Origin of the sequence: Bradyrhizobium sp., from assembly GCF_035570375.1 — a bacterium.
Taxonomy (GTDB): domain Bacteria; phylum Pseudomonadota; class Alphaproteobacteria; order Rhizobiales; family Xanthobacteraceae; genus Bradyrhizobium.
This window is the reverse complement of the sequence record NZ_DATMLW010000116.1, coordinates 26,661-36,602: the sequence shown is the minus strand read 5'-3', so window position 1 is coordinate 36,602 and position 9,942 is coordinate 26,661. Positions and strand designations below refer to the sequence as shown.

The 9,942-nt window shown below is 56.3% G+C and carries 9 protein-coding genes and 2 pseudogenes; 2 read left to right on the top strand and 9 right to left on the bottom strand.

The genetic code is table 11. The features are described 5' to 3' along the window. From VNX23_RS11940 to VNX23_RS11925, 4 genes and pseudogenes are all read right to left on the bottom strand, one after another. A pseudogene (locus tag VNX23_RS11940) lies at positions 1 to 139 on the bottom strand (PLP-dependent aminotransferase family protein); the annotation flags it as partial. A gap of 805 nt (positions 140 to 944) precedes the next feature. Then, a pseudogene (locus VNX23_RS11935) lies at positions 945 to 1,298 on the bottom strand (adenylate/guanylate cyclase domain-containing protein); the annotation flags it as partial. Between the two features lie 134 nt (positions 1,299 to 1,432). Continuing rightward, positions 1,433 to 2,884, bottom strand: coding sequence for an MATE family efflux transporter (locus tag VNX23_RS11930; RefSeq protein WP_414642980.1), 1,452 nt, complete (start codon positions 2,882 to 2,884; stop codon positions 1,433 to 1,435). 216 nt (positions 2,885 to 3,100) lie between these two features. Then, a complete protein-coding gene (locus tag VNX23_RS11925; RefSeq protein WP_325630235.1) occupies positions 3,101 to 3,676 on the bottom strand; it encodes a carboxymuconolactone decarboxylase family protein in 576 nt (191 codons plus the stop codon). A gap of 220 nt (positions 3,677 to 3,896) precedes the next feature. Between VNX23_RS11925 and VNX23_RS11920 the strand changes: the two genes are divergently transcribed. Both VNX23_RS11920 and VNX23_RS11915 read left to right on the top strand, forming a co-directional pair. Then, complete coding sequence (locus VNX23_RS11920; RefSeq protein ID WP_325630233.1) at positions 3,897 to 4,682, top strand: enoyl-CoA hydratase/isomerase family protein; 786 nt, start codon at positions 3,897 to 3,899, stop codon at positions 4,680 to 4,682. Positions 4,683 to 4,697: 15 nt separating this feature from the next. Then, positions 4,698 to 5,942, top strand: a complete 1,245-nt coding sequence (locus VNX23_RS11915; RefSeq protein ID WP_325630232.1) for a CaiB/BaiF CoA-transferase family protein — start codon at positions 4,698 to 4,700, stop codon at positions 5,940 to 5,942. 160 nt (positions 5,943 to 6,102) lie between these two features. On the opposite strand, the gene VNX23_RS11910 is transcribed toward VNX23_RS11915, so the two are convergent. From VNX23_RS11910 to VNX23_RS11890, 5 genes are all read right to left on the bottom strand, one after another. Continuing rightward, positions 6,103 to 6,408, bottom strand: coding sequence for a YciI family protein (locus tag VNX23_RS11910; RefSeq protein ID WP_325630230.1), 306 nt, complete (start codon positions 6,406 to 6,408; stop codon positions 6,103 to 6,105). Between the two features lie 390 nt (positions 6,409 to 6,798). Further along, positions 6,799 to 7,473 (bottom strand): response regulator transcription factor, encoded by a 675-nt coding sequence (locus VNX23_RS11905; RefSeq protein WP_325630228.1) that lies wholly within the window; start codon positions 7,471 to 7,473, stop codon positions 6,799 to 6,801. Positions 7,474 to 7,767: 294 nt separating this feature from the next. Then, entirely contained in the window at positions 7,768 to 7,944 is a 177-nt protein-coding gene (locus VNX23_RS11900; protein WP_325630236.1) for a CoA transferase, read from the bottom strand. Then, positions 7,929 to 8,369: a hypothetical protein gene (locus tag VNX23_RS11895; protein ID WP_325630226.1), complete on the bottom strand. Its 441-nt coding sequence runs from the start codon at positions 8,367 to 8,369 to the stop codon at positions 7,929 to 7,931. Before VNX23_RS11895 ends, VNX23_RS11900 begins: the two co-directional genes overlap by 16 nt. Before the next feature lie 35 nt (positions 8,370 to 8,404). Then, a complete protein-coding gene (locus VNX23_RS11890; protein WP_325630224.1) occupies positions 8,405 to 9,940 on the bottom strand; it encodes a hypothetical protein in 1,536 nt (511 codons plus the stop codon). Positions 9,941 to 9,942: the final 2 nt, after the last annotated feature.

Genomic DNA, 9,942 nt, shown 5'->3' with positions numbered 1-9,942 from the left:
TGACGATAATCTGTGAAGGCGAACACACCACGCCGCGCGCAATTGCAAGGTGAGCGGCGATCTCGCGCCGCAGCTCCGGCTCGCCGCACGGATCGGAGTGGTTGGCCGCTGCGCCGGCTTCTGCGCGAACGGCACGCGCCCATCGCCTTTCGCGCCATAGAGCCGACGAGTGTTATCTCATTTGAACCGCTCGGCCACCCGCTGGCCTTGCGCCAAACATAGCAGTAGCAGCTCATCGCGTAAGCTGCGCTAAAATTAGGATCGATGGTCGTCGCTTTCGCGAAGTGATCGAGCGCACGTGCATTAGACGCTCTCGTGCCCTCGTAAATAGCAGCCATACCTACTAGGAAGTGATCATACGCGGCATAGGCAGCAGTAGGCCTCTTCTTTGCGCGTTCGGTCTCGGCTCGCTCAAGGGAGGTCGCCAGTGCGCCGATGACGCTCCGAGTGATGTCATCCTGTCGATCAAATGTCGCATCGGCGTCGCCGTCAAAATGTTCCGCCCAGATATGCGCGCCCGTCATCGTATCGATTAGTTGGCTCGTCACCCGGATACGCTTTCCAGCCTTACGAACGCTCCCTTCCAAGATGTATCGAGCCCCGAGTTCTCTTCCGACTCGCTTGATATCGACCGCCTGGCCTTTGTAAACAAAGCTGGAGTTCCGAGCGACAACATTCAACGATCGAAACCGCGCCAGTTCGGTGAGAACGTCTTCCACTATTCCGTCGGCGAGATACTCCTGCTCCGCATCACCGCTCATATTCTGGAATGGTAACACCGCGATCGACGGTGTATCGAAATGCGCTATCGGTTCATGCCGGCCGATTGACGACTCAGTGTTTTCGGGCCGTGCACGCCACGCCCGAACGGGCTCGGCGATATTTTTCAACTCCTGCGGACCCATATCGTCGTATGCAATTTCAACTTTGCCACGAATTTGGCGATAAGCATCATCGGAAATGCAGACACCACCGGGCTCCGCAATGCCCTCAAGCCGGGCCGCTATATTGACTCCATCTCCAAACATATCCTGCTCGTCGATAATGATATCGCCAACATGGATCCCGATGCGAAATTGGAAGCGCAGCTCGTTTGGAACTCCTGCGTTACTCTTGGCCACAAGCCCTTGTATTTCGACCGCGCAACGTACTGCGTCGACCGCGCTCCCGAAGTCAACTAGGAGGCCGTCGCCCGTCGTTTTAACGATCCTTCCGTGATGCTCCGCAATTTTGGGATCGAAGCAAGCCTGGCGGCACGCCATCAGCCGCGCAAGCGTCCCTTCCTCGTCCCGACCCATCAGACGACTATAGCCAGCGAGATCCGCGGCCAATACGGCCGAGAGGCGCCTGCCAATTCGTCCCGAGGTAATCTGGCCGTCACCCTGTAGAGCGCGCTGTGTTTCGACTGACACGACGATTTCCTCGTGGCTGCCTACAGAGCCGCTTTCGATTTTTCGGAAAATTCATCGTCGCCCGAAAACCAAGTACCGGAAGCAACGGATACAGCAATGATGATTCCGTAGAGAAACATCCCCGCTGCATAGACGGCGAGCAGAAGTGAGGTCGATCCGGTAACGCGCAGCACGATCCAGCCGCCGCCTATCGCTACCAACACACGCACCAGACCGCCCACGAGCGACCAGCCTAGTTTTCCCGCACCTTGAGATGCAAAATACATCGAAATTCCGAGGCCGAAGAAGCCGTAGAATGGCCCGACCGTCCGCAAATACTGCGTGCCTATCGCAACGATATGCAGATCCTGGGTAAACAATGTAAGCCAAGCACGTGGCCATATGGCCGCGGTCGCGCCGATCGCTTCCGTCACGAAAAACCCGACCAGACCACCGACCAGCGCTATATTCAGCGCTCGTTTCTTTTGTTGCGCGCCGACGTTTGTGCCGACCAGCGCCACCAGCGGCGCACCGAGTCCAAACGAAATCGGCGGCATCAGATATTCAAGTCGGGTCCCGGTACCGAATCCTGCAACCGCATCCGGCCCAGCGTAGGCGGCCATAAATCCCATCGTGACTGCGATCGTAACGTTGATCTGTATCGTGTTAACAGCAGCTACGGCTCCAACTGAAAGTATCTCTCGTACCAATTCCCAGCGAATGCGCGTAATCTTAAACGCCGCCAGATTTCGACCACTGGCGATATACCAACCAAGAATAAGGGTCCCGATCGCATAGTAGATAAACAAGGCGACTCCACCGCCCGCGATTCCCAGACGCGGAAAAGGGCCCCAGCCGAAAATCAAGGCCGGTGAGAGCGGTATTAGCAGCAATGCGCCTCCACAAAAAACGACACCAGGCACGAACATGTTTCCGGTTCCCCGGATGATACTGCCAAGCGCGTTGAACAGCCAAAGCAGAACGACCACCGCACCAAAGATAATATTCGAATATGTGACCGCGGCCGTCAGAGCGGCACCGGTTCCTCCGAGCGCTCGGTACAGCCACGGACCGCCGATTAACATTGCGATGGAGAATAGGACACCAATCCCGACATTGACCACGAGTGCGTGGATCACGAAGTCATCAGCCTTATCGCGCCGACCGGAGCCAAGAGCACGCGCGATGGCTGATGAAATACCGCCACCAACCGATCCTTGAGACATGCTCTGCATCAGGACCAGCATCGGGAGCACCAAAGCCATGCCCGCAAGAGAATCGGACCCAAGCTTGGCTACAAACCACATCTCGATCAGGCCAGTGCTTGACTGGGCTGCCATAACGAGAACGTTCGGCCAAGCCAATCGGAGTAGCGAAGGCAAGACTGGACCACGAAGAAGAGCTTCTGTTCGTAAGTCCAGAACCTTCGTGGATGGCCCGGCGCCCAATGTCGTTGTTGTAGTCAAAGGCCGAGCTTCGCAACCCAATGACATTTGGTTGTCTCCGTCTCACGAGTTGGGTACCCGCGACACCTATAGAGCCGTCAATTACTTATCGTCGTCGTTCTTTCGTTCGATCGTTCATACCTAGGTATAGTTCGGCCGTCGGCTCGTAGAGCGCGCCTTTCCTTCCCCTGAATGTGCCAAAGCCGCTGAGACGGCGAGCGCCGCTCGACAGTGGCGCTCGCTCGTCTCCGATCAGCCGACTGCCTAGTTTCTATCGGGAGCCGGGATACCCATGTCGAAGCCGTTCAGCACCATCGAGACGTTGCTGTACATGCCTACAAGAAAGATCAATTCAGCAACGCCATCGGCACCGAAGGCTTCCCTCGCAAGCCGAAACGGAAGCTCCGGCATTGTTCCGCCGCTCACAAGCGCCGCAGCAGCATCGTAGGCCAGAGCCTGCTTGCGCGGTAATCCACTCGGACGCTGGCCCGCGATAATCGCCGAGATGACATCGTCGTCGAGATGCGCCGCTTTCTGGGCCAGTGCGACATGCGCATAAACTTCGTATCCCGCCTTGAAGCGTGCACCCGTCACCAGAATAGCGATCTGCCGACACTCTTCCGGGAGCGTGGATGTCGCAGTGAGCTGTTTAGAAAGTTCCCACGCAGCCTTGCCGACCTTCGGCCAATGAAGCCACGGATTCCAGGGCCCGGTTAGTGATCCATCGGAACACATGGAAATAAAGCCCTGATAGTCAGCCGAGATGCTCGCTTTCATGTCGTCATACAACGCGGCCTGCTCAGGCGTCAGCTTGCTCGGCGGGATCAATGGGAGGCGCATGATGGTCGATCCTTCAATAGATGAATGTGAATCGACCGTACCGACCGAGCGACGTTCGCGCAGCTATACAGATGAACCGATGCTTTCTACGAAGGTATACTTCGCTGTACCCCATGCATGATATTCGAAGGGGCTCTCGTGCGTTTCTTTGAACACCGAGCGGGACGCGCAACGCCCGCAGTGTCGGCAATTCGCGCCGGCCGAATCTTGGAGAGAGCAAATGAGTCTTGAAGATCACGTGATCGAAGTAGCACACGACGGAGCAGTCGCAACTGTCTCCATGTGCTTTGCGCCCCACAATCTAATGAGTAAAGCGCTGATGGATGGACTAATTGGCGCACTGAAGCGGGCGGAAGAGGATGGTGCGCGCGCGATTGTTTTACGAAGCAAACTGCGCAATTTCTGCGCCGGCGCCGACCTTACGCTCTTCGAGAACAAGGGCGCTGCCCTATACAATCGCCAATTCGAGATCCTGCCCTATCTTGAGGCGATCGAAGCAATCAATGTTCCATTGATCGCCAGCGTCCACGGCTTGGCCGTGGGGGGTGGGCTAGAGCTCGCACTCGCTTGCGACATCATCATCGCGGCCGATACGGCACGACTCGGCAGCGTTGAGGTCACACTTGGCGTTCATCCGCTGATGGGCGGTATCCAACGTGTGGCCGCACGCGCCGGCGTCGCGAGAGCCAAGGAAATGGCGTTGCTCGGCCGGCGTTACGATGCCGCAACGTTGGAGTCGTGGGGCATCATCAACACCGTCGTACCCGAAGCACGTCTGGACGAGGTAACGCGCACGATTGCACACGAATTGGCACACGGCCCAACCAAAGCGAACTCCGCGACGAAAGCCCTCATTACTAAATTTGTAAACGAGGGAATGGCCATCGCCGATCAGGCGATGTTCGATCTTCAGCGGCCTATTTTTGAAAGCGACGATCTCGCGGCGGGCTTAAAAGCCTTCCATGAGTTCAACTCGCCGGGTCACGCTTTGTTTACTGGGCACTAAGGAAGGAGCTTCATCATGTCACGTACTGGACCTTTGAGCGGCCTCCGGGTCGTCGATTTCACCCGTGTGCTTGCCGGCCCGCATTGCACGAAATTGCTCCACGACCTTGGTGCGGAGGTCATTAAAATCGAACCACCGGCAGGCGACATTACGCGCACCGCCTTTCCGCGGGATAAGACGGGCGCACTTTCTGGCTACTACGTTCAGCAGAATGCCGGAAAGCGAAACATTAGCGTTGACTTAAACTACCCCGAGGGCCGCGAGATCGTATGGAAAATGTGCGATTCGGCCGACATTATCGTCGAAAACTTTCGTGCGGGAACGCTCGAGTACTTTCAAATGGATTATGAAACGATATCGAAGCGAAATCCTCGTGTCATCTACGCTTCGATCAGCGGCTACGGGCAGAAGGGCCCTCTCTCGGGGCGCAGTGCATACGCGGTAACCGTGCATGCCGAAACTGGCTTTCTTGATGGCTTTGTGGACCATCTAAAGCCCGATCTGAAGCAAGCCAGGCATGATATTTACTCACATGCAGACATCTACACGGGTCTTGAGGCAACGATCGCGATTCTGGCCGCAGTTCACGGCCGGGAGAAAACGGGCGAAGGTCAATATATCGACGTCTCCATGGCAGCAACCATGCTTTCCGTAAATGAGCTGGTTCACGCCTTACTCTCGGACGTTGACATGGGCGCAGAGCCGCTAGCCCTAGGTCCAGGCGATTCACCGTTTTTCACCAGCGCCTACGGAGACAAAGTTACAATCGCAACGAGCCTATACAGCGAGCTGACATTCCCCAATTTTCTCGCGGCAATGCGGCGACCTGACCTCGCCAGCGATCCACGCTTTATGACGACCGAGCTGCGTAAGCAAAATATTGATGCGCTGCACGACATTGTTCAGGAGTGGATCAATACGTTCCCGACGCCCGGACTGCTCGACGCTCAGCTTGACGAGGTCAAGCTTGCCTTTGGCGACATCCACACGACGAAGAACTTCGCTAATTCTGAATGGGCGAAGTGGTGGGGCGCGATCGAGGAGGTTAGCGACCGCCAGGGTCGGTCTCTTAAGATTCCTGGGAAGCCTTGGCGCTTCTCGAAGGACCGACTCATGCCAGCAGAAGCCCCTTCCTATCGCGGCGAAGACAATGCTGAGGTCCTTCGAGACTTGGGCTACAGCGACTCACAGATTCACGGTTTCGCTGAGGCTGGCGTACTTTTGTCCAACGTCCCGCCGCATGTTGAACAACACGACTAGCTTGAACTAGCACGACAGGTAATGAAGCCGGAGAGACTACTTGATCTCTCCGGCTTCGGCCCGTAACTAATCTAAAGACGATGCGTCGCTAGCAGCGCGAAAGCACTATCGCCTTAAGCCTGATTGCAGTAAAAACATTGATTTCAGATTCGGCGGGCCGTCACGAATCCGCCGCGAAATGTGTAAGCCGCAAAAGAGCAGGGTTTACTGCGTGAATTTCCCATGGCGTAATCTTATAGTGTGCAATCGCACCCCCGAGAACATAGGGATCGCCTGCCATCAACTGTTCTGCAGACTCGAGCGTGTCAGTTTCATATAGGAATAATCCCCCGACATCCTCGGGAAACGATCCGGCCGCGACTACTAATCCCCGATCCCGTAATCCGAATAGATATTTCTGATGGGTTGGACGAAGCTTCAAAATCTTGGCTCTGTCCCCATACGTCACATAGTTCGCGAAGATCATCGAATTTTCCTCAACTACAAGCTCATTGCTACCCACAGATCTTCGTGAGTGTACCCTTGAGAGCATATCCGCGGCCGACCTACCGCGGGAAGAAGACAGCATCACTCGGCGATTGCCGATGCCTGCCTGACCGGCGGGACGCCGCTCGTCGGTTCGGATTTCGAGACGAATCCTTGGATCGGTGGGCACGTCGCAATAACTCCGTCCGACGTTTTCACCGCGAAGTTACGCTAGCTGTATGCCGATCCAATTATGCAGGTGTATCAGTGCTAATACATCGGTATAGCGAATCGGCCTGATGGCTCTGAGCTCGTAAGACCCGCCTAGGGCGACGTTGCGGCAAGACCAAGTAGTTGACAATTGGCGCGATAAAAAAATACGCGGCACGTCTTATTCAGACGTCCCAAGCTCCAGCGTTTCAGCCAACTTGACAAGGTCAGCTAGCGTGCGCGCGCCCATCTTGCGCATCGCTGAGGCCCGATGGATCTTAACCGTGATCTCCGCAAGATGAAGCGCTCCCGCGACCTCTTTATTCATCTTTCCGGAGGTGACAAGACGCATCACCTCCTGTTCGCGCGGAGAAAGCTGATGAAACCTGTCTAGGAGGTCCCTATTTGCCGCCGCAGCTTCACGCCTCACGCCATCGCGTTCGAGCGCGATAGAAATTGAATCCAATAGATCCTGGTCCCGGAATGGCTTCGTTAAGAAGTCTACGGCACCTGCTTTCATACCACGTACTGACATCGGAATATCGGCATGGGCGGTCATAAGGACGACCGGCATTTTGATCCCCAATCCAGCAAGCTCGCCCTGAAAATCCAGACCACTGGTGCCTGGCAATCGAACGTCGAGGAGAAGGCAGCTTCGCACGTCGGGGCGCTTCGTAGCTAAAAAGGCTGCCACGGAGGGGTATGTCGCGGCATGATAGCCGACCGATCGAATGAGACTAGCCAGCCCATCACGCATCGATGCGTCATCGTCAATTATATCTACCGTTGCGACCTCGGCCACCTCCGAGACTATGTGTCTAGTACCCGCTTTTGCAAGCGAGAGATCTATTGGCATTGAACACGGGCCCCGTATCTTAAGTCGGGTTTGCAACCCTACCGATCGCCGGCTCCGATAAATTTCAACCATCCTGATGTACGGGCTTTGACTCGTCGGCCTAGTCCAGAGCCCTGTATGAAGACAGACTGAGCAGTCTGCCTTTCAGCGGGCTCCATCGACTGAATGCCGGGCGACGCTCAAACAACTTCGGTATCACCCTTATTCAGGTGTAGGCGCAGAAGCAATCATTCCGCCAGCACTAAATACTATATCTGGGTATAGGCGCGCTCCAGTTCGCGCTGCTTCCTAAGGTCAAATAGACCTAGGTATGAGACACCCACCTCTATGTCTAAGCGCAATGTCGGAGCCGCGCGCGCTAAATGTGCAGCCAATCGCGGTCAGGCCGGTCTCAGCCTGCACAGTCGGCGCAAACGCGGGACGATTCCTCCAAGAAGTGGCTTGGCCATAGCCGCTTAAGGAAACATAGATAAACTAGCGAAGCTCGACAATATAAAATCCGGGTCGCGGCCCGGCCCAGTCATGAGCCCCATTCGCTCAAGCGGCGTCATATCATATGACAGGTCGAGCATCCTGAAATGCAGCCTGACGGCGTATTCGTCCGTTCTATCGAGGTCCGGCAGCTTGACCTTGGCAGCCATTGCTTCGGTCTGGGCGTTATATTGTGCGAGTGGTTTTCGGAGGTCCTGTCGGGTGCGTAACGCCTTGCGCACAAGGTCTCGCGCTTCATCCCGTTTTCCTTCGGCGGAAAGGCCCCGCTTGGCCCTGACGGCTTCCATGCCCTTTGCGAAGCCGCTCGAGACATCGAGCAAGTCGATGGCCAACTTCTTGAACGGATTCTTCGCGCCGACTTGCGAGAGCAATTGGTGGTTTCGAGAACTGCGGTTGACTGCCATTTGTCATTCTCCTTATGCTGGCCGTGCTGTGGCTCTCATTTTTCTGAAATAGCAGCGATCATTGATCGGAAGCCCTCCGCCGTCGCCGGATACACGGTGCTGTCGGGCTGCCCGGGGACACCGGGGGTTAACCAGTGGCCATTAAAATTGCCGCCGGTTGTGGTTGTTATTCCGAAACGCGGTGCCATCCACTCGACCGCCGGCGCCGCGGCCAACACCAGCGCGCCAGCCGCAGCATTGCACAGATCATCTTTGCCGCCCGGTCCGTGGTCGACGCGATCCTTTCCGACCGATGATGTGCGGCGTTCCAGCGACGAGAATTGAGAAACGAGGCGCTTGTGGTCGACAAGCCGCACCTTTCCGCTCGTAAACAACGGCAAGCAATCCAAATAAATCGACGACCGATCGCGCTCGCTGTGCTTGTACCGAATGCCGCATTTCGCGAAAGCATCGACAACCCATTGCGCCGCATAGCGGTCGCCCACCGTCTCGTGCAGGCCATAGCTTTTCAGCACCGCCGCGATCTGGGCGACCGCGCTGGTCGGATTGAAAGGCGCCTTGATCTCGACGACGCAATCAAGCACCGCGACGCCATTTTCATCATGTGCAATCGCCGCGGTGAAACTGTCCCGCGCACCGCCGCTTGGATCGCAAAAACTCCAATATTTAAATTTCCGATCCGCCAACGGTGGCCTCACGGTGCAACCGAAATCAACCGCCTGCTCAATCAGCGCAAAATCAGCCCATCCGCCGATGTCATCGCGAAATTCCGCCAACCACTCGGCTTTCGCCCTTGTAGCATCTTCCTCGAGCGCTTCGTCGACGAAGCTTTGATCAATGGTCGGATTCATCTGTCTGGTGGCGGCCCGAATAACGAGGACGTCGCCATCGGCTCGGCCGAAATGCTGCTTGAACTTCTTCCAAAGCAAACCCTTCTTTCGATATGGCGTTGAGATGCCGATGACAATCGACCCGGGAAGCCTCGCCAGCGCAGGCTTGATCGCGGTTAGCACTTCCTCATCCGGATTTGCGGAGTCTTCGTTCAACCAAAAACTCGTTTCGTCGAGGATGGCGCACAGTACCGAACGACCGCGGACGGCGCGGAAAGAGTTGGTCGTGATCGCGACGTCGATGCCGTTATTCAACTCAAAACCCAACGCAGTTTCCCGCGTCACCATGGAAGCCAGCATCGGAATATCGGTGAAAAAACTGCGCGTGTAGTTCAACACGATTTTGCTCTGATCGCGATCGGTCGCCAAACACATCACAAGCCCGCGCTCGCCCGGTCTCAACCTGTCGCCCTCGCTGAAAAGCGCCGCACTGTGCGCCGCGATGACGGATGCGATCGAATCCTTTCCCGCGCCGCGACCGCAGATGCACCAAAGTTCGCGAACCGGACGTTCCGGCGGCTCCCGATCGGCAACACTGTGAAAGAAATCGACCTCGTCGCCGGTCATCGGCAACGCGTAGGCCGCTTTCAGGATGGTCCGCCAGCCGTCCCAGCTCTCGCCACGAAACCACGGCTTGAAAAGCCGTTCGTCCTCGAGAGCCGAAATAATGTTGACCATCACGG

Coding starts and splice junctions, on each gene's coding strand:
- VNX23_RS11895 (WP_325630226.1), bottom strand. CDS start 8,369: ATGGCAGTCAACCGCAGTTCTCGAAACCACCAATTGCTCTCGCAAGTC.
- VNX23_RS11925 (WP_325630235.1), bottom strand. CDS start 3,676: ATGCGCCTCCCATTGATCCCGCCGAGCAAGCTGACGCCTGAGCAGGCC.
- VNX23_RS11905 (WP_325630228.1), bottom strand. CDS start 7,473: ATGCCAATAGATCTCTCGCTTGCAAAAGCGGGTACTAGACACATAGTC.
- VNX23_RS11930 (WP_414642980.1), bottom strand. CDS start 2,884: ATGTCATTGGGTTGCGAAGCTCGGCCTTTGACTACAACAACGACATTG.
- VNX23_RS11910 (WP_325630230.1), bottom strand. CDS start 6,408: ATGATCTTCGCGAACTATGTGACGTATGGGGACAGAGCCAAGATTTTG.
- VNX23_RS11920 (WP_325630233.1), top strand. CDS start 3,897: ATGAGTCTTGAAGATCACGTGATCGAAGTAGCACACGACGGAGCAGTC.
- VNX23_RS11915 (WP_325630232.1), top strand. CDS start 4,698: ATGTCACGTACTGGACCTTTGAGCGGCCTCCGGGTCGTCGATTTCACC.